This window comes from Enterobacter genomosp. S (assembly GCF_001631805.1).
GTDB lineage: Bacteria > Pseudomonadota > Gammaproteobacteria > Enterobacterales > Enterobacteriaceae > Enterobacter > Enterobacter quasihormaechei.
In genome coordinates, this window is the sequence record NZ_LVVA01000019.1 from 270,174 (window position 1) to 288,907 (window position 18,734).

The window sequence follows — 18,734 nt, forward strand, 5'->3', positions numbered from 1 at the left end:
AAGCAAAATGTGCAAAGTCTTTTGCGCTAAGCGCAATAATCTTACCAGCTGACGGTCACCGCAAAGCCCCCTTGGGGCGCATTGTCCAGCGAGACGCGCATCCCGTGTAGCGTTGCGATACGCTTAACGATAGACAACCCCAGGCCGCTGCCGGTGGCGTCCTGCCCGGGTGGACGATAAAAACGCTCGCCGATGCGTGCCAGCGCTTCAGGAGAAATGCCCGGTCCGTTATCGCGCACGGTAAAGCTTTGGGTATTCAGCGTCACGTCCACCACGCTGCCGCGGGGGCTGTAACGAACGGCGTTGTCCAGCAGGTTACGCGCCAGCAGGCTCAGCAGCAGCGGCTGCCCATGACGCATCACCTCGGGCGCATTAACGTTGAGCCGAACATCAATGCCCGCCTGCTGCGCCGGATGCCAGATGTCCAGCACCGCGGATTGCAGTAAATCAGCCATCGCCACGGGTTCGACGTCATCAAGGTTATCCAGTGAATCCAGGCGCGACAGGGTAAGGAGCTGGTCCACCAGCCGGGAGGCGCGGTCGATACCCGCATGCAGTTGCCCCAGCGCTTTAGACTGCGCCTCGGGATCGTCGTGGGAAAGCTGCGCCACGTCGGTTTGCACCTTCAGCGCGGCCAGCGGGCTGCGCAGCTCGTGGGCGGCGTCCGAGGTGAAGCGGCGCTCGCGGGCCATCATCTCCTGCGTACGGGCAAAAAGATGGTTAAGCGCATCAAGCAGGGGACGAACCTCCGTCGGCACGCCGTTGGTGGGCAGCGTATCGGTCGCATCCGGCGAACGCGAGCGCAGGGTCTGCGCCAGATTTTTCAGCGGCTTCAGTTCCCGGCTCAGCAGGACAATCAGCAACAGCAGCATCACGGGCAGCGCCACCAGCCACGGCGTCAGCTGCGAGCTGACCACGTCCAGCGCCATATCCTGTCGGTACTCCCACTCCTGACCGACCACCACGCGGTATTTCCCGTCCGGGGAGGTTAGCCACAGGAAACGCCATTCGTCGCTGTCATCCTGCAATCGACCGTCATCAAACCCGTCCCGGCGGTAGTGATAGGGGATGTCGCGCCCGTTCTCGCCGTCGTTAAGCACCATGCTGCCGTCGGCGGTGAAGATCGCGAAGGCCAGCGCGTCGTCGTCAAGATGGCCGTGTTTCGCTTTTTTCGGCACTTCGCGCATACGCTGTGGCGCGCGGAGTTCGTCCACGTCCATCGTCAGCAGCCGTTTGGCAAACAGCATCTGCTGGGTATCGAACAGTTTATCGAGCTTGTCGGTCGTCTGGTGCCAGGCGACCACGCTTGCGGCAAACCAGGCCGCCAGGGAAAGCAGCAAAAAGAGGAGCGTCAGGCGCAGCTTCAGGCTCAGGCGTTGGGTCAGTTTCATGCGTCACCCAGGGTATAACCGATGCCGTGCACGGTGCGGATAAATTCGCTGCCGAGCTTGCGGCGTAAATAATGTACATGGACTTCAACGGCGTTGCTGGAGACGTCATCATCCCAGTTGTAGAGTTTCTCTTCGATGGCCTTGCGCGGCAGCACGCGGCCCGCGTTGCGCATCAATAGCTCCAGCAGGGCGAACTCTTTTGGTTTAAGCACCAGCGTTTCGCCGTCCAGCGTGGCGACAAGGCTTGTGGGGTCGAGCGTGACCTTGCCGTGACGCAGCTCGCTGCGCGCCTGCCCGTGACTGCGGCGCACCAGCGCTTCGAGGCGGGCTGCCACTTCAATCAGCGCGAACGGTTTACACAGGTAATCATCCGCCCCCAGGCGTAAGCCTTCCACGCGTTGGTTCAGCGCATCCCGCGCCGTCAGGATCAGCACCGGTTCGCTCTTACCGCTTTCACGCCAGGCGCGCAGGATCTCAAGGCCGTCGATCTCCGGCAGCGTCAGGTCCAGCACCACGGCATCGTACGGCGCGGTGTACAGGGCCGCCTGACCGGTTTTACCGTCGGTAAACCAGTCCACGTTAAAGCCCATTTTGCTTAAGCCCGCTTTGATGCCATCGCCGATAAGCTTGTCGTCTTCTACCAGTAAAATGCGCATTGTCCCTCCTTGTTGCCGTCAGTAAACCTTCTGCACGCGCATGCTGTACAGTAAAAATAAATAAATTTTCCCCTTAAGAAGTTGTTAAGGTTTACCCTGTTTAATGGATTGTGAAACGACATTAAAGGGAGAGATTAAGATGAAAAAATACGCTGCAATTGCTGCCATCATGATGATGACCACTGCCCCTGTTTTTGCTGCACAGGGCGGCTTCACGGGCCCATCTGCAACACAGACCCAGACGCAAACCCAGCAGGGCGGCTTTGTCGATAACAACGCCAACCTCACCACCGCGGCTAAAGTGAAAGACATGAAGGACGACAGCTGGGTGAAATTGCGCGGTAACATCACCGAGCGCCTGTCCGATGATCGTTACACCTTCCGCGACGAAAGCGGCACGGTGGTGGTTGAGATAGACCACAAGCGCTGGAACGGCGTGACGGTGACGCCACAGGATAAAGTCGAGCTTCAGGGTAAAATCGATAAAGAGTGGAACGAGTTTGAAATCGACGTGAAGCAGGTTATCAAGCTGAACAAATAATGCCTGATTGATGTGAAAAAAATGCCGCTCGGTCAACGAACGGCATTTTTTATGTGTGTTAATCCCAGTATCCGTAGGGGTAGATTCTGCCTTTGCCAATCTCCTCAATAGACTGAACGTAGTTTTCAACGGGGGTCTCGAAGACTTTGCAGAGAGTCAGATCCTTGCCGGAGCGGGTCACCAGCGTTCTGGGCTTAACGGGGATGCTGGGGCGTCCGGCAACATCCGAAAACCAGATTTTGACCTTTCCGCCGGGTGACAGGCCAAACACCATTCTGTCATACCAGACAGGAGCTCATGTAGGACGTGTATGGTCGGCAGGCGTTTTCATTCTTTGCCAGGTTTCCGGCCCGAACATAGCGCTGGTCTGGTAGGTTTTCTGATCGGCATAGGAATCCCAGCAGAAGACGATGTACTGCGGCGGTTTTTTGACTTTGTTGAAATATACTCCTCCGCCATGCACGGCCGAAGACCATTTCTCTGTAGAATCTGGACTTTGAGAAGTCTGATCGAGCGTGTTAAAGGTATAGAGATAACCATCTGTATCGATTATCCGCACATGACGGATATCAGACATCAAATCCTTTGGCGTGACAAAGGAAAAGCTCCATTCGCCGTAGGGCAGTGTCCAGTCGCCGCTGGCGGCCTGCCTGGACTGCAACGGGTAGGTTTTTTGCGTCGCACAGCCAGCGAGGGCGACTATCATAGCGAGAATAAGGCCGTCTATTATCTTCATTTTTTATCCCTGTTAATCCCAGTTTCCGTAGGGGTAGGTCCTGCCTTTGCCGATCTCTTCAATAGACTGAACGTAGTTTTCAACGGGGGTCTCGAAATCTTTGCAGAAGGTCAGATCCTTGCCGGAGCGGGTCACCAGCGTTCTGGGCTTAACGGGGATGCTGGGGCGTCCGGCAACATCCGGAAACCAGATTTTGACCTTTCCGCCGGGTGACAGGCCAAAAAGTATATTGTCATACCAGACTAAATCTCCATTACTCCAGATATGGTCGGCAGGCGTTTTCATTCTTAGCCAGGTTTCCGGCCCGAACATAGCGCTGGTCTGGTAGGTTTTCTGATCGGCATAGGAATCCCAGCAGAAGACGATGTACTGCGGCGGTTTTTTGACTTTATTGAAATGGACGCTGCCGCCAAATGTTACATCTGTCCATTTATCAACCGAATCGGGATCGGGAGAAGTTTGATCGAGCGTGTTAAAGGTATAAAGATAACCATCCGTATCGATGACCCGGGCATGGGTAGTTTCAGCGATCAAATCCTTTGGCGTGATGAAGGAAAAGCTCCATTCACCGTAGGGCAGGGTCCAGTCGCCGCTGGCGGCCTGCCTGGACTGCAACGGGTAGGTTTTTTGAGGGCCGCAGCCAGCGGTTGTCAGCAGCAGAACAACGGCAAATAGGTTGCTTAGTTTCATCGTTTATTTCCGTCCATAGTGTAAATCGTTCTCCTCCAGTTGGTGTCCGGCCTGTTCACAAAGCTGACCGTTTCAGAAGCGGAAGCGCCGCCCTGTAATTCGCCGGACAGATTGAGTTGCACCGCGTTCCAGTGCGCTGAGCAGTGGATATAGTTGCTTGCAATCGTGTCTACCTCTTCAGGTGTAAAACCGGACGCCGTCGTATGCTGACGAACCGCTTTCCCCATACTCCGCGCGCGTTCACAAAACGGTTTTAGTTCTTCCGGAATACGATGCTCATTTATCTTCTCCAGATCCATAAACACCGCCCCCGCATCTGTCGCCGCATCGACCATCACCCGTAATACCACCTTCGACCAGTCATATCTCACGATGCGATGGCGTAGCGTCAGGGCCGCAAAGGTACGTTTCTGCGGCTGGCTGTAGCGATCGGCAGGCGCATAATCGTCCTCCCAGACTTCGGGAGAGATGGTGTGAGAATGAGTGATGGGCATAATGGCCGGCGTGTGCGCCAGCTCTTCAAGCTGCACCAGGGTCTGCTGGTATACACGGGACGCTGTTCCGGGTTTGCTCTGGGGCAGCGTTTCAACCTGAGGGCGGGTAAGGTAGAGATCCTCGCGAAGCTGCGGCAGATAACCGCCGCCGATATCAGAATGGGCGCCGGGAAGTTCCAGTTCCGGCCAGGCGGGAGCGACGCTGTTGAGGGCAAAGTTATAGCGGCATTCGTGTCCGGCGGTGATATGAAACACCTTCTGCGCGACGCCGGGATGCAGTGCGATTTTGACGCTGCCCGTATCGGCGCTATGCGGGTTGAGGCCGTTCGCCACCGTGCCGACTGCGGCTACGGTGTCCATAATGCCGAGAAAGCGGGTATTACCGGTCGGCGTGCCGCGATAGGTAAATTTTCGCATACCTGTCGTTATGGCATCCTGAATGCTGTGATCGTTTGTCTGAACACGGTTTGCAAAGTGCCGGGCCGCCGCTGCGCCCCTGCTGAAACCGAAGATATCAAACAGCAGATTATCGACGACAAACTTCCCCTTCAGTGAAGCTAAGGTGGCATCTATCGTTTTAGCCAGCTGCGCCACCGCGTCGTCCGTTTTGGCAATAATCCCCGTTTCTGCGGTGCCGAGCCCCAGCCCGATCGGGTCATCGGGTTCGCCTGCCCGAGTGCCGATTCCTTCGATATAAATCGCACCTTGAATGTATCTGCCATCTGTTGAGAATTTTTGCTCGTATAATTCATTCAACCAATGAATATTCGTATAGTATCCAAGGTAGCTGCCCGCCCCTATGCCGCTGATCCCCATTTTCTCTGACGTATTTCTGGCAAGTATGCTTTCAGCGTTGGGGTTATCAATATCATAGTGCTGCGCCGTGAGGGTCTTTAACATGTTTTGCGTGTTCACCGCGTTGTTGCCCGTGCCGTCGAAAAATACGCCCAGTACCAGCGTCACCTTACGCGGCGGTGGCTCCGGTGAAAGCAGCGTTTTCTGCACGACCGGAAAAAGACGGTTGAAATTGTCCGGCGTCAGCAAGTAATCGAATTCGGTTTGGGCGATCAGATGACGGCAAAGAATATAATCGTAGCGCACCGATATATATTCATAGTCTGGATGACTGGCCGTAAACGTCTGATGGATGGATTGCAGCGTAGCGCCGCGAAGTTCGATAAGATAAAACCTCTCCAGCCGGCCAAATTTATTTATGCGATAGATATCAAACGTAAGTTTAAGGTATTCATTATTATTAATGGCGTTGCTAAGCAGCGGCGAGCTTTTATCCAGGCGTTTGCAAAAATCCAGACTGTGATGGCCCGTGCAGCCCCGTGAGTCGCGCGCTGTCTGCTTCAGGCTCAACACCTGAATCTCGTCCTCGTGCCCCAGCTGGTAGAGGTTGCCGATAGAGGCCACTGACCCACAGCCAGCGGAAATCTGTCCCTGAATATTGCCCTCAAGGGTTAAATAAATAATAGGGCTCATCTCTTTTCCCTGAGCGTAATTTTTTTCAGAAACAAATGTAGTGGCTTGTTGAAATAATTAACCTGCTATTTATCACAATAAATGGTTATCACTGAAAAATAATGACGTGTTAAAGGAAAGCTTATTTAATTAGAGAGCAATAAAACGCGCCGATAACAGCGGGGTCTCACACCCTCATCCGGCCCTTTTTCTTTGTGACTCAACTCGCCAGATGAGGTAGTATCTGCGGCAATATTGCCTGAAACCCATCGGTTTCTGAGTTGAGGAATCATACGTAATGAGCGATATGGCAGAGCGCCTCGCGCTACATGAATTCACAGAAAATGCCTACCTGAACTACTCCATGTACGTCATCATGGACAGGGCGTTGCCGTTTATCGGGGATGGCCTGAAGCCCGTTCAGCGCCGCATCGTCTATGCGATGTCCGAACTGGGGCTGAACGCTACCGCCAAGTTCAAGAAATCCGCCCGTACCGTCGGTGACGTGCTGGGTAAATACCATCCGCACGGCGACAGCGCCTGCTATGAAGCGATGGTGCTGATGGCCCAGCCGTTCTCTTATCGCTATCCGCTGGTGGATGGCCAGGGGAACTGGGGGGCACCGGACGATCCGAAATCCTTCGCGGCGATGCGTTATACCGAATCCCGTTTATCTAAATATGCCGAAGTGCTGCTGGGCGAGCTGGGGCAGGGCACGGTTGACTGGGTGCCAAACTTCGACGGTACGATGCAGGAGCCGAAAATGCTGCCTGCACGCCTGCCGAACATCCTGCTGAACGGCACGACCGGTATCGCCGTGGGCATGGCGACGGACATTCCGCCGCACAACCTGCGCGAAGTGGCCAAAGCCGCTATCACCCTGATTGAGCAGCCGAAAACCTCGCTGGACGATCTGCTGGATATCGTGCAGGGGCCGGACTATCCGACCGAAGCCGAGATCATCACCTCGCGTGCTGAAATCCGCAAAATCTACCAGAACGGTCGCGGCTCCGTGCGTATGCGCGCGGTATGGACCAAAGAGGATGGCGCGGTGGTGATCACCGCGCTGCCGCACCAGGTTTCCGGGGCCAAAGTGCTGGAGCAGATCGCCACCCAGATGCGCAATAAAAAGCTGCCGATGGTGGACGACCTGCGCGACGAATCGGATCACGAAAACCCGACCCGCCTGGTGATTGTGCCGCGCTCTAACCGCGTGGACATGGAGCAGGTAATGAACCACCTGTTCGCCACTACCGATCTGGAAAAAAGCTATCGCATCAACCTGAACATGATTGGTCTGGACGGTCGTCCGGCGGTGAAAAACCTGCTGGAGATCCTCACCGAATGGCTGGCCTTCCGCCGCGATACGGTGCGCCGTCGTCTGAACCATCGTCTGGAAAAAGTGCTTAAGCGCCTGCATATCCTTGAAGGTTTGCTGGTGGCGTTCCTCAACATTGACGACGTGATTGAGATCATTCGTACCGAGGACGAACCTAAGCCCGCCCTGATGTCGCGCTTTGGCATCAGTGAAACCCAGGCCGAAGCGATCCTCGAACTGAAGCTGCGCCATCTCGCTAAGCTGGAAGAGATGAAGATCCGCGGCGAGCAGGACGAGCTGGAAAAAGAGCGCGATCAGCTTCAGGCAATTCTGGCGTCCGAGCGCAAGATGAACACCCTGCTTAAGAAAGAGTTGCAGGCCGACGCCGACGCCTTTGGCGATGACCGTCGTTCTCCGCTGCACGAGCGAGAAGAAGCGAAGGCGATGAACGAGCACGACATGCTGCCGTCCGAGCCGGTAACCATCGTGCTTTCCCAGAGCGGCTGGGTGCGTAGCGCCAAAGGCCACGATATCGACGCGCCGGGCCTGAGCTACAAGTCCGGCGACAGCTTCAAGGCGGCGGTGAAAGGCAAGAGCAACCAGCCGGTGGCGTTTATCGACTCCACGGGCCGCAGCTACGCCATTGACCCGATCACCCTGCCGTCCGCGCGCGGGCAGGGCGAGCCGCTAACCGGCAAGCTTACGCTGCCGCCGGGCGCCACGGTTGATCATATGCTGATGGAAGCCGACGACCAGAAGCTGCTTATGGCCTCCGATGCGGGCTACGGCTTTATCTGTACCTTTAACGATCTGGTGTCGCGTAACCGTGCCGGTAAAGCGCTGATCAGCCTGCCGGATAACGCACACGTCATGCCGCCGCTGATCATCGAGAACGAAAGCGACATGCTGCTGGCGATCACCTCTGCCGGACGTATGCTGATGTTCCCGGTCAGCGATCTGCCGGAGCTGTCGAAAGGGAAGGGCAACAAGATCATCAGTATCCCGTCAGCGGAAGCGGCAAAAGGCGAAGATGGCCTGGCGCATCTCTTCCTGCTGCCACCGCAGAGCACGCTGACCATTCACGTCGGCAAACGTAAGATCAAACTGCGTCCGGAAGAGTTGCAGAAGGTGGTGGGTGAGCGCGGACGTCGCGGCTCACTGATGCGCGGCCTCCAGCGAATCGACCGCGTGGAGATCGACTCGCCGGCGCGCAGCAAAGCGGACGACAGCGAAGAGTAACCTGTTTCATCCCCCCTCTGTCCGGAGGGGGTATTACCGTAAAATTTCCCGTAAAAACGTTGTTAATTCGTGCGTTGCGATTAACAATACGCGCTCGTAATAAAGTCCTTACCTGGCCACAGGTGAAGTATAATTGTCAGCTGTCAGGGCTTCAGAGGTCGCTATGCTATACATTGTTCGTCTCATTCTTACCGTTATTTACTGCATTCTGGTCTGTATTTTCGGATCGATTTACTGCCTGTTCAGCCCGCGCAACCCAAAGCATGTCGCGACGTTTGGCCACATGTTTGGCCGTCTTGCGCCGCTGTTTGGCCTGAAGGTTGAGAAGCGTCTGCCTGAAGGGGCGGAGAATTTCGGTAACGCCATCTATATCGCTAACCATCAGAACAACTTCGATATGGTGACGGCCTCAAATATTGTTCTTCCGCCGACCGTAACCGTGGGTAAAAAGAGCCTGCTGTGGATCCCGTTTTTCGGCCAGCTATACTGGCTCACCGGTAACTTGCTGATTGACCGCAACAACCGCGCCAAAGCGCATGGCACCATTGCGGAAGTGGTGGATCAGTTTAAAAAGCGCCGGATCTCAATCTGGATGTTCCCGGAAGGGACGCGCAGCCGCGGTCGCGGCCTGCTGCCGTTCAAGACCGGCGCGTTTCATGCTGCAATTGCGGCGGGTGTTCCAATTATTCCCGTGTGTGTTTCCAATACATCGAATAAGATTAATCTTAACCGTCTGAATAACGGACTGGTGATTGTCGAAATGCTGCCGCCGGTGGATACCTCTAAATACGGTAAAGACCAGGTGCGCGAGCTGGCCACGCACTGTCGTGAGCTGATGGCTCAGCATATTGCGCAGCTCGATAAAGAAGTTGCAGAGCGAGAAGCCGCCGGTAAGATTTAACCGGCGTCGTTTAAGGGAAAACGAATTCCCGCGTTGTTAGTCGTTTCAGATGGAGCTTATATGTCACTCAGTCGGCGTCAGTTTATTCAGGCTTCGGGTATCGCCCTTTGTGCGGGCGCGATGCCGCGGACAGCCAGCGCCGCCGGGCAGCAACAGCCGCTGCCCATTCCGCCGTTGATTGAATCCCGTCGCGGGCAGCCGCTATTCCTCACGCTTCAGCGTAGCCACTGGTCCTTTACCCAGGGAACGCGCGCGCAGGTATGGGGCATTAACGGACGCTACCTTGGGCCGACCATTCGCGTGTGGAATGGCGATGACGTTAAGCTCATCTACAGTAACCGGACGACTGAAAATGTCGCGATGACCGTCAGTGGATTGCAGGTGCCGGGGCCGCTGATTGGCGGCGCGGCGCGCATGATGTCGCCGAATGCCGACTGGGCGCCCGTGCTCCCGATTCGTCAGAGCGCGGCGACACTGTGGTATCACGCCAATACCCCAAACCGCACCGCCCAGCAGGTCTACAACGGCCTGGCCGGGATGTGGCTGATTGAGGATGAGGTCAGTAAAACGCTGCCGATCCCAAATCACTACGGCGTGGACGATTTCCCGGTCATCATCCAGGACAAGCGCCTGGATAACTTTGGCACGCCGGAGTACAGCGAGCCGGGCAGCGGTGGCTTTGTGGGCGATACGCTGCTGGTTAACGGCGCGCAAAGCCCGTTTGTGGAAGTGTCACGTGGCTGGGTGCGCCTGCGTCTGCTGAACGCCTCCAACTCGCGCCGTTACCAATTGCAGATGAGCGACGGCCGTGCGCTGCATGTTATTTCAGGCGATCAGGGATTATTACCCGCGCCGGTATCGGTGAAACAGCTGGCGCTGGCGCCGGGCGAACGGCGTGAAATCCTCGTTGATATGACCAACGGGGACGAAGTCTCCGTCACCTGCGGTGAAGCGGCAAGCATTGTTGACCGCATACGCGGGTTCTTTGAACCGTCGAGCGTTCTGGTCTCCACGCTGGTGCTGACGCTGCGCCCGACCGGCCTGCTGCCGCTGGTGACCGATAGCCTGCCGATGCGCCTGCTGCCGCAGGAGATCGTGACCGGACCGGCAGTGCGCAGTCGCGATATCAGCCTGGGCGATGACCCGGGCATCAACGGCGCGCTGTGGGACGTTAACCGCATTGATATCACCGCACAGCAGGGAACCTGGGAGCGCTGGACCGTTCGCTCGGAGATGCCGCAGTCGTTCCATATTGAAGGGGTGTCGTTCCTGATCCGCAACGTCAACGGGGCGATGCCGTTCCCGGAAGACAGAGGCTGGAAAGATACCGTCTGGGTGGATGGACAGGTAGAACTGCTGGTCTACTATGGTCAACCGTCGTGGCCGCACTTCCCGTTCCTGTTCCACAGCCAGACGCTGGAGATGATGGACAGGGGTTCGGTAGGGCAGATACTGGTCAATCCGGCGCCGTAACGTGCTTTTCTCCCTCTCCCTGTGGGAGAGGGTTGGGGTGAGGGCAACAGCCCGCATAATACCCCTTCATTTCCCACAATGTTCCAGCGTATAATCCCGCTCCTTTTGTCTATTTTTTCTTCGGAAGCACTATGAGCGCTATTTCCCTGATCCAGCCGGATCGCGACCTCTTCTCCTGGCCCCAGTACTGGGCGGCCTGCTTTGGACCGGCGCCGTTCCTGCCGATGTCCCGGGAAGAGATGGACCAACTGGGCTGGGACAGCTGCGATATCATTCTGGTGACGGGTGATGCGTATGTCGATCACCCGAGCTTCGGCATGGCGATCTGTGGCCGTATGCTTGAAGCCCAGGGCTTCCGCGTGGGGATCATCTCCCAGCCTGACTGGAACAGCAAAGACGACTTCATGCGTCTGGGCAAGCCAAACCTGTTCTTCGGCGTGACCGCGGGCAACATGGACTCGATGATCAACCGCTATACCGCTGACCGTAAGCTGCGCCATGACGACGCTTATACGGCAGACAACGTGGCGGGTAAACGTCCCGATCGCGCGACCCTCGTTTACACCCAGCGATGCAAAGAAGCATGGAAAGACGTGCCGGTGATCCTGGGCGGCATCGAGGCGAGCCTGCGCCGTACCGCGCACTACGACTACTGGTCTGACACCGTGCGCCGCTCGGTGCTGGTGGATTCGAAAGCCGATATGCTGATCTTCGGTAACGGTGAGCGTCCGCTGGTGGAAGTGGCGCACCGTCTGGCGCAGGGCGAAGCGGTCAGCGAGATCCGCGACGTGCGCAATACCGCGATCATGGTAAAAGAGGCGCTGCCGGGCTGGAGCGGGGTGGATTCCCGCATTATCGATATGCCGGGCAAAATCGACCCTATCCCACATCCGTACGGTGACGACCTGCCGTGCGCGGATAACAAACCGGTTGAATCAAAGAAAGCGGAAGCAAAGGCCGTGGTGGTGCAGCCGCCGCGTCCGAAGCCGTGGGAGAAGACCTACGTGCTGCTGCCGTCTTACGAGAAGGTGAAAAGCGATAAGGTGCTTTACGCCCACGCGTCGCGTATTCTGCACCACGAAACCAACCCGGGCTGCGCCCGAGCGCTGATGCAAAAGCACGGTGAGCGCTATATCTGGGTTAACCCGCCGGCGATCCCGCTTTCTACCGAAGAGATGGACAGCGTCTTTGCCCTGCCGTACAAGCGCGTGCCGCATCCGTCATACGGCAACAGCCGTATTCCGGCGTACGAGATGATCCGCTTCTCGGTCAATATCATGCGCGGCTGCTTTGGCGGGTGCTCCTTCTGTTCGATCACCGAACACGAAGGCCGTATTATCCAGAGCCGCTCCGAAGAGTCGATTGTTAACGAGATCGAAGCGATTCGCGACTCGGTGCCGGGCTTTACCGGCGTGATCTCCGATCTGGGTGGCCCGACGGCGAACATGTATATGCTGCGCTGTAAATCGCCGCGCGCCGAGCAGACCTGCCGCCGTCTCTCCTGTGTCTATCCGAGCATTTGCGAGCATATGGACACCAACCACGAGCCGACGATCAACCTCTACCGCCGCGCGCGCGATCTCAAAGGCATCAAGAAGATCCTGATCGCCTCTGGCGTGCGCTACGACATCGCCGTGGAAGATCCGCGCTACATTAAAGAGCTGGCGACGCACCACGTGGGCGGTTATCTGAAGATCGCCCCGGAGCACACCGAAGAAGGCCCGCTGTCCAAAATGATGAAGCCGGGTATGGGCAGCTACGACCGCTTTAAACAGCTCTTCGACACCTATTCAAAACAGGCGGGGAAAGAGCAGTATCTGATCCCTTACTTCATCTCCGCGCACCCTGGCACGCGTGATGAAGACATGGTGAACCTGGCGCTGTGGCTGAAGCAGCGTCGGTTCCGTCTGGATCAGGTGCAGAACTTCTATCCGTCGCCGCTCGCTAACTCGACGACCATGTATTACACCGGCAAGAACCCGCTGAGTAAGATTGGCTATAAGAGTGAAGACGTGGTGGTGCCGAAAGGGGATAAACAGCGCCGACTGCACAAAGCGCTGCTGCGCTATCACGACCCGAAAAACTGGCCGCTGATCCGTCAGGCGCTGGAAGAGATGGGCAAAAAGCACCTCATTGGCTCACGTCGTGATTGTCTGGTGCCTGCGCCAACGCTGGAAGAGATGCGCGAAGCGCGCCGCCAGAACCGCAATACGCGCCCGGCGCTGACGAAGCACACGCCGATTGTGCATCAGCGTTCGAATGGTCATTCCAGCGCGAAGAAGCCCGTGAAGCGCAAAGCGTAAAAAGAAAAACCCCGGCAAGCCGGGGTTTTTTATGAAGACATGCAGGCCGGGTAAGGCGAAGCCGCCACCCGGCTTTTTATTACCCGCCGAACTGATCCGGATCCGGCCCTAAACGCTTACCTTGATCCAGCTTCGCAATCTCACCCAGTTCGTCTTTATCCAGGCGGAAATCCCAGACGTCGAAGTTCTCGGCGATACGCGACGGCGTGACCGATTTCGGGATCACCACCAGACCGCTGTCCAGATGCCAGCGGATGACAATCTGCGCCGGCGTTTTGCCGTACTTATCCGCCAGCTCGCGGATAATTTTCTGATCAAACACCCCTTCGCCGCCCTGGGCCAGCGGGCTCCAGGATTCGGTCTGGATCTTGTGCGTGGCGTTCCAGGAATGAAGCTGGCGCTGCTGCATCAGCGGGTGCAGCTCAATCTGGTTAATCACCGGCGCGACGCCCGTTTCATCAATCAGGCGTTGCAGGTGATGAACCTGGAAATTACAGACGCCGATGCTTTTAATCAGCCCCTCTTTTTGCAGGTCAATCATCCCCTTCCAGGCATCAACGTAATGATCGATAGCCGGAACCGGCCAGTGCATCAGATAGAGATCGACAAAATCGAGCTGGAGTTTCTCCAGGCTCTCCTGCAACGCTTCGCGGGGACGCTTTTGATCGTCGTTCCACAGCTTGGTGGTGATGAATAGCTCATCGCGGGGAACGCCAGCGCTGGCAAGCGCGGTCCCCACGCCGTCCTCGTTTTTATAGGCGGCGGCGGTATCGATGGACCGATAGCCGACTTCCAGGGCTTTATGAATGGCGGAGACGACCTCGTCGTTACCGGCTTTCCATACACCTAGCCCCAGCTGGGGCATCACGTTGCCGTCCTGTAGCTTGATTACGGTTTGGTTTGCCATTTTTCCTCCTTCAGGTGCTCATCGCCGGAGGGAACCTCCGACGATGTGATGTGCATTAAGTCTGGACGAAATGTCAAAAAACGAAAGTCAGGATCCTAAAAACGCTTAGCGTGCCGCTTCGTAAATGCGACGGCTGACGTCCAGGGTGATGTCGCCATGCTCGCCGATCTGCGTCATGCCGTGTGCTTCCAGTTTCGCCAGCAGGGCAGGGATGGAGCTGCCGTCGAGGCCGTAGTCAGAGAGACGCGTTGGCACACCCAGGCTTTCAAAGAACTGACGGGTGGCTGCAATCGCGGCATCAATACGCGCATCGTCGGAACCCTCGGTGATGTTCCACACGCGTTCGGCGTACTGGAGCAGCTTGGCGCGTTTAACGTCACGTTTTTCGTTCCACAGCGCAGGCAGAACCACCGCCAGCGTCTGAGCGTGATCCAGGCCGTGCATCGCCGTCAGCTCGTGGCCGAGCATATGGGTAGCCCAGTCCTGCGGCACGCCTGCACCGATCAGGCCGTTCAGTGCCTGGGTGGCGGCCCACATGACGTTGGCACGCACGTCGTAGTTTTCAGGCTCTTTCAGCGCTTTCGGACCTTCCTCAATCAGCGTCAGCAGAATGCCTTCCGCAAAGCGATCCTGAATTTTGGCATTAACAGGATAAGTCACGTACTGCTCAACGGTGTGAACAAAGGCGTCGACCACGCCGTTCGCCACCTGACGCGCAGGCAGGGTATAGGTGTAAACCGGATCGAGGATCGCGAAAACGGGCTGAACGTGTTCGTTCATAAAGGCCTGTTTGTCACCGGTGGTTTTACGGGAGATGACCGCGCCTTTGTTGGATTCAGAGCCGGTGGCCGGCAGCGTCAGCACGGAACCCATCGGGATGGCACTGCTAATGTCGCTGCCGCCCGTTTCCAGAATATGCCACGGGTCGATGCCGTCAGCGTAATGTGCTGCCGCCGCGATGAATTTGGTGCCGTCCAGCACGGAGCCGCCGCCCACCGCCAGCAGGAAAGTGATCTGCTCCTCGCGGGCGATTTTCACCGCGTTCATCAGCGTTTCATAAGACGGGTTAGGCTCGATCCCGCCGAACTCGCGCACGTCCAGTCCTTCCAGCGCGCGGTAAACCTGATCCAGTACGCCGGTTTTTTTCACGCTGCCGCCGCCGTAGGTAATCAGGACGCGGGCGTCCGTCGGGATTTGTGCACGCAGGTCAGCGATAGCGTCTTTACCAAACAGAATGCGGGTTGGGGTGTGAAGGTTAAAGTTGTTCATGGCTTGTTCCCTGTAGTGGGTAAAAAATCGTGGTGGCGCAGAAGGCAACCTGATGCTGCACATTGTGGCGGGCAGGCGCTATCCTCTCAATGCACATTCCTGCCGATGTCTTGCCCATTTCTACAGCGCGCTGGAGAAACGGTAAGAAAATGCGCACACTGTTAACGTCGGAAACCGTACCCGGAGTAACTGAAAATGAACCGTGATGCCATCTGCCATCAGCTAACGTCGCAGATTAAGAGACTGACAGATAATGGAAATAATGTGTCCGGGTTATTGCCGGATATTCGGCTGCTCTACGGAACCCAGCCCGGGACACGCACCCCGGTGATGTATCAGCCCGGCATCGTTTTTCTCTTTTCTGGCCATAAGATTGGCTATATCAACGAGCGCGTTTTCCGTTACGATCCCAATGAATATCTGCTTCTGACAGTACCTTTACCCTTCGAATGTGAAACCTTCGCGACAGAGGACGTGCCCCTGGCCGGGATCCGCGTCAACGTCGATATCCTCCAGTTGCAGGAGCTGCTGATGGAGATTGGGGAGGACGAACTGTTCCGGCCGTCGATGGCGGCAAGCGGTATTAACTCCGCGACCTTATCGGATGAAATTCTTTGCGCGATCGAACGCCTGTTAGATGTGATGGAAAGGCCGCTGGACGCCCGTATTCTCGGAAAGCAGATTATCCGCGAAATTCTTTATCACGTACTGCTGGGGCCGGGCGGCGGGGCGCTGCTGGCGCTGGTAAGCCGGCAAACGCACTTCAGCCTGATTAGCCGCGTGCTGAAGCGCATTGAGAGCCAGTACACGGAAAACCTCAGCGTTGACCAGCTGGCGGCGGAAGCCAATATGAGCGTCTCGGCGTTTCACCATAACTTTAAATCCGTCACCAGCACGTCGCCGTTGCAGTACCTCAAAACCTACCGTCTGCACAAGGCGCGGATGCTGATGATCCACGATGGCATGAAGGCCAGCGCGGCGGCGATGCGGGTTGGATATGAAAGCGCGTCGCAGTTTAGTCGGGAGTTTAAGCGTTACTTCGGCGTTACGCCGGGGGAAGATGCGTCGCGCATCCGAACCATGCAGGGAGCCTGAGGGGGAAACGTAGGCCGGGTAAGCGGTAGCGCCACCCGGCTTTTGTTTATGCACTGCAATACTTTTTCTTAATCACTACCGCAATGGTACCCACCAGCCCAGCAACCAGCAGGAAGATCGGCAGCACCATCAGGAACGTCATCACCTGGTCTTCATGGCGCTTAACAAAGGGGATCATATTCAGCGCGTAGCCGAGCGTAGTGACCACGCCCACCCAGAGCAGGGCGCTCAGCCAGTTGAAGAACTGGAAGCGGCGGTTAGACAGGCCTGAAATTCCCGCCATGGTCGGCAGCAGGGTGCGAACAAACGCCAGAAAACGCCCGGCGAGCAGCGCCAGCAGGCCGTGGCGGTCAAACATGCAGGTCGCACGCTGGTGATATTTATGCGGTAGCTGCGCCAGCCAGCCCTTCACCACGCGGGTGTTTCCAAGCCAGCGCCCCTGCAAATAGCTCAGCCAGCAGCCGAGACTGGCCGCAGAGGTGAGGATCACCATTGTCGGTGCGAAGTCCATCACGCCCTTGCCGATTAACGCCCCTGCGAGCAGAAGCAGGCTGTCTCCGGGTAAAAATGAGGCTGGCAGTAGTCCATTTTCCAGAAACAGCGTCGCGAACATCACGAAATAGACAATCCCGACGACATGCGGGTCCGCCAGCGCGGCAAAATCGTGTTGCCAGAGCGCCGTGATGATATTTTGAATAACAGCCATGGACTTTCCTGTGGAACAGCAGATATAACGCTATTGTACTCCCAAATTTGCCTGTCGGGGTTGATCGCAGGCGCATCTCATACAGACTTTTCCGCTTGCGGTGTTCAGAATGGCTTCCGGGGAGTACATTTCAGCCAGCACTTTACACGATGCGCTCAAACCCTGCCGATAAATCCGCAATTAAATCGTCCACATTTTCCAGCCCGATATGCAGGCGGATTAAGGTCCCCTCGAAGTCCACCTCGCCGCCCGGGCGCAGCGCCGCAATTTGCTCCGGCTGGTTAGGCAGGATCAGCGATTCAAATCCACCCCAGGAATAGGCCATGCTGAAGAGGGTAAAGTGATCCAGATAGCGCGCCAGCTCGGCGTCATTCAGGCGCTTTTTAAGAACAAATGAGAACAGTCCGCTGCTGCCCGTAAAGTCACGTTGCCAGTATTCATGGCCTTTGCTGCCCGGCAGCGCCGGATGGTTAACGCGCTCCACCTGCGGATGCAGCGCCAGCCACTGGGCAATTTGCAGGCTGCTTTCGTGGTGCTGACGCAGACGCACGCCGAGCGTACGAATGCCCCGGCTGGTCATGTAGGCGGTATCAGCATCCACCATCTGACCCATCAGGTAGGCGTTTTCACGCAGTTGATCCCAGCAGCGGGCGTTAGCTACCGCCGTACCGATCATGCCGTCGGAATGGCCAATCAGATATTTGGTCGCCGCCTGTATGGAGATATCAATATCAAAGTCCAGCGCTTTAAACAGCACGCCTGCCGCCCAGGTATTGTCGATCATGATAATCGCTTCCGGCGCGATACTGCGCACCGCGTTCACGATGGCCGGGACGTCATGCACTTCCATGGTGATGGAGCCGGGAGATTCCAGGAACACCACACGCGTGTTGGCCTGAACAAGCCCGGCAATGCCTGACCCAATCAGCGGATCGAACCAGCTGGTAGTGACGCCGAGCTTGCTGAGAATTTTGGTGCAGAAATCCTGGCTTGGCTCGTAGGCGGTATTGGTCATCAGGACGTGGTCGCCCTGTTCCACAAACGCCAGAATGGTATTGGCGACCGCCGCCGCGCCGCACGGGAACAGCGCGCAGCCCGCGCCGCCCTCCAGTTCGCACATGGCTTCCTGCAACGAGAAATGGGTTAGCGTGCCGCGACGACCGTAAAACAGCCCGCCCTTCGCGCGATTACGCGTGGCGATTTTTTTATCCTCGACGGTATCAAACACCAGCGAGGAGGCGCGCTGGATCACGCTGTTGACGGAGCCCTGGGTGTATTTCTTACTGCGTCCTGCCTGCACCAGCGTGGTCTCAAGCTGCTTTTTAGTCATGTTCGCTAACCCTATTTTTATACGTCTGGACGTCCAGACTACCATGATTGTCAGAATGTGCATCCGGATGCTTATCGAATAAGCAGAAAATATTATTAAAAATACGCATAAAAAATTTTTACTGCGTAAGCGCAAGGAAAGTGAGCGAAAATTACGGCACTATGTAAATACTAATGAGAACTACTATCAATTCGACGACGTTTTGATATTATTACGTT

14 protein-coding genes and 1 pseudogene are annotated in these 18,734 nt (G+C 56.6%); 6 read left to right on the plus strand and 9 right to left on the minus strand.

The window, feature by feature from the left end:
- Positions 1 to 41 precede the first annotated feature (41 nt).
- Together qseC and qseB are read right to left on the minus strand one after the other, a co-directional pair.
- On the minus strand, positions 42 to 1,391 hold the full coding sequence (gene qseC, locus A3466_RS14790) for a quorum sensing histidine kinase QseC (RefSeq protein ID WP_063451174.1): 1,350 nt from the start codon (positions 1,389 to 1,391) through the stop codon (positions 42 to 44).
- Positions 1,388 to 2,047 carry a quorum sensing response regulator transcription factor QseB gene (qseB, locus tag A3466_RS14795; RefSeq protein ID WP_063451175.1) on the minus strand — a complete coding sequence of 220 codons (660 nt, stop codon included), beginning with the start codon at positions 2,045 to 2,047 and terminating at the stop codon, positions 1,388 to 1,390. The genes qseC and qseB overlap by 4 nt, the downstream gene beginning before the upstream one ends.
- Before the next feature lie 139 nt (positions 2,048 to 2,186).
- Between qseB and A3466_RS14800 the strand changes: the two genes are divergently transcribed.
- The gene (locus A3466_RS14800) at positions 2,187 to 2,588 is read left to right on the plus strand and encodes a YgiW/YdeI family stress tolerance OB fold protein (RefSeq protein ID WP_063451176.1); all 402 of its coding nucleotides are present in this window, start codon (positions 2,187 to 2,189) and stop codon (positions 2,586 to 2,588) included.
- A 58-nt stretch (positions 2,589 to 2,646) separates the two neighbouring features.
- Here the strand turns inward: A3466_RS14800 and A3466_RS14805 are convergent.
- The 3 genes and pseudogenes from A3466_RS14805 to tssD form a co-directional block, all read right to left on the minus strand.
- Positions 2,647 to 3,324: pseudogene (locus A3466_RS14805) on the minus strand (DUF2931 family protein).
- Between the two features lie 12 nt (positions 3,325 to 3,336).
- The gene (locus tag A3466_RS14810) at positions 3,337 to 4,014 is read right to left on the minus strand and encodes a DUF2931 family protein (RefSeq protein ID WP_063451177.1); all 678 of its coding nucleotides are present in this window, start codon (positions 4,012 to 4,014) and stop codon (positions 3,337 to 3,339) included.
- The gene (gene tssD / locus A3466_RS14815) at positions 4,011 to 5,996 is read right to left on the minus strand and encodes a type VI secretion system tube protein TssD (protein WP_063451178.1); all 1,986 of its coding nucleotides are present in this window, start codon (positions 5,994 to 5,996) and stop codon (positions 4,011 to 4,013) included. Before tssD ends, A3466_RS14810 begins: the two co-directional genes overlap by 4 nt.
- Positions 5,997 to 6,273: 277 nt before the next feature.
- Here tssD and parC point away from each other — a divergent pair, with 277 nt between their 5' ends.
- From parC to A3466_RS14835, 4 genes are all read left to right on the plus strand, one after another.
- Positions 6,274 to 8,532, plus strand: a complete 2,259-nt coding sequence (gene parC, locus A3466_RS14820; RefSeq protein WP_063451179.1) for a DNA topoisomerase IV subunit A — start codon at positions 6,274 to 6,276, stop codon at positions 8,530 to 8,532.
- Positions 8,533 to 8,695: 163 nt separating this feature from the next.
- Complete coding sequence (plsC, locus tag A3466_RS14825; RefSeq protein ID WP_063451180.1) at positions 8,696 to 9,433, plus strand: 1-acylglycerol-3-phosphate O-acyltransferase; 738 nt, start codon at positions 8,696 to 8,698, stop codon at positions 9,431 to 9,433.
- Between the two features lie 60 nt (positions 9,434 to 9,493).
- Positions 9,494 to 10,906 (plus strand): cell division protein FtsP, encoded by a 1,413-nt coding sequence (gene ftsP, locus A3466_RS14830; RefSeq protein ID WP_063451181.1) that lies wholly within the window; start codon positions 9,494 to 9,496, stop codon positions 10,904 to 10,906.
- A gap of 131 nt (positions 10,907 to 11,037) precedes the next feature.
- Complete coding sequence (locus A3466_RS14835) at positions 11,038 to 13,209, plus strand: YgiQ family radical SAM protein (RefSeq protein WP_063451182.1); 2,172 nt, start codon at positions 11,038 to 11,040, stop codon at positions 13,207 to 13,209.
- A 79-nt stretch (positions 13,210 to 13,288) separates the two neighbouring features.
- Here the strand turns inward: A3466_RS14835 and dkgA are convergent, their stop codons facing one another.
- Both dkgA and yqhD read right to left on the minus strand, forming a co-directional pair.
- Complete coding sequence (dkgA, locus tag A3466_RS14840; RefSeq protein ID WP_063451183.1) at positions 13,289 to 14,116, minus strand: 2,5-didehydrogluconate reductase DkgA; 828 nt, start codon at positions 14,114 to 14,116, stop codon at positions 13,289 to 13,291.
- A 105-nt stretch (positions 14,117 to 14,221) separates the two neighbouring features.
- Positions 14,222 to 15,385, minus strand: coding sequence for an alcohol dehydrogenase (yqhD, locus tag A3466_RS14845; protein WP_063451184.1), 1,164 nt, complete (start codon positions 15,383 to 15,385; stop codon positions 14,222 to 14,224).
- A 195-nt stretch (positions 15,386 to 15,580) separates the two neighbouring features.
- Between yqhD and A3466_RS14850 the strand changes: the two genes are divergently transcribed.
- Positions 15,581 to 16,480 carry an AraC family transcriptional regulator gene (locus A3466_RS14850; protein WP_063451185.1) on the plus strand — a complete coding sequence of 300 codons (900 nt, stop codon included), beginning with the start codon at positions 15,581 to 15,583 and terminating at the stop codon, positions 16,478 to 16,480.
- A gap of 46 nt (positions 16,481 to 16,526) precedes the next feature.
- Here the strand turns inward: A3466_RS14850 and yghB are convergent, their stop codons facing one another.
- Entirely contained in the window at positions 16,527 to 17,186 is a 660-nt protein-coding gene (gene yghB, locus A3466_RS14855) for a DedA family general envelope maintenance protein YghB (protein WP_023323743.1), read from the minus strand.
- A 142-nt stretch (positions 17,187 to 17,328) separates the two neighbouring features.
- Positions 17,329 to 18,516: a cystathionine beta-lyase gene (metC, locus tag A3466_RS14860; RefSeq protein ID WP_063451186.1), complete on the minus strand. Its 1,188-nt coding sequence runs from the start codon at positions 18,514 to 18,516 to the stop codon at positions 17,329 to 17,331.
- Between the last annotated feature and the right edge of the window lie 218 nt (positions 18,517 to 18,734).

Bases quoted from the DNA above. Each gene is read 5' to 3' on its own strand.
- A3466_RS14800 (WP_063451176.1), top strand. From the start codon at position 2,187: ATGAAAAAATACGCTGCAATTGCTGCCATCATGATGATGACCACTGCC.
- ftsP (WP_063451181.1), top strand. From the start codon at position 9,494: ATGTCACTCAGTCGGCGTCAGTTTATTCAGGCTTCGGGTATCGCCCTT.
- A3466_RS14850 (WP_063451185.1), top strand. From the start codon at position 15,581: ATGAACCGTGATGCCATCTGCCATCAGCTAACGTCGCAGATTAAGAGA.
- qseC (WP_063451174.1), bottom strand. From the start codon at position 1,391: ATGAAACTGACCCAACGCCTGAGCCTGAAGCTGCGCCTGACGCTCCTC.
- metC (WP_063451186.1), bottom strand. From the start codon at position 18,516: ATGACTAAAAAGCAGCTTGAGACCACGCTGGTGCAGGCAGGACGCAGT.
- plsC (WP_063451180.1), top strand. From the start codon at position 8,696: ATGCTATACATTGTTCGTCTCATTCTTACCGTTATTTACTGCATTCTG.
- qseB (WP_063451175.1), bottom strand. From the start codon at position 2,047: ATGCGCATTTTACTGGTAGAAGACGACAAGCTTATCGGCGATGGCATC.
- A3466_RS14835 (WP_063451182.1), top strand. From the start codon at position 11,038: ATGAGCGCTATTTCCCTGATCCAGCCGGATCGCGACCTCTTCTCCTGG.
- A3466_RS14810 (WP_063451177.1), bottom strand. From the start codon at position 4,014: ATGAAACTAAGCAACCTATTTGCCGTTGTTCTGCTGCTGACAACCGCT.
- parC (WP_063451179.1), top strand. From the start codon at position 6,274: ATGAGCGATATGGCAGAGCGCCTCGCGCTACATGAATTCACAGAAAAT.
- yqhD (WP_063451184.1), bottom strand. From the start codon at position 15,385: ATGAACAACTTTAACCTTCACACCCCAACCCGCATTCTGTTTGGTAAA.
- dkgA (WP_063451183.1), bottom strand. From the start codon at position 14,116: ATGGCAAACCAAACCGTAATCAAGCTACAGGACGGCAACGTGATGCCC.
- tssD (WP_063451178.1), bottom strand. From the start codon at position 5,996: ATGAGCCCTATTATTTATTTAACCCTTGAGGGCAATATTCAGGGACAG.
- yghB (WP_023323743.1), bottom strand. From the start codon at position 17,186: ATGGCTGTTATTCAAAATATCATCACGGCGCTCTGGCAACACGATTTT.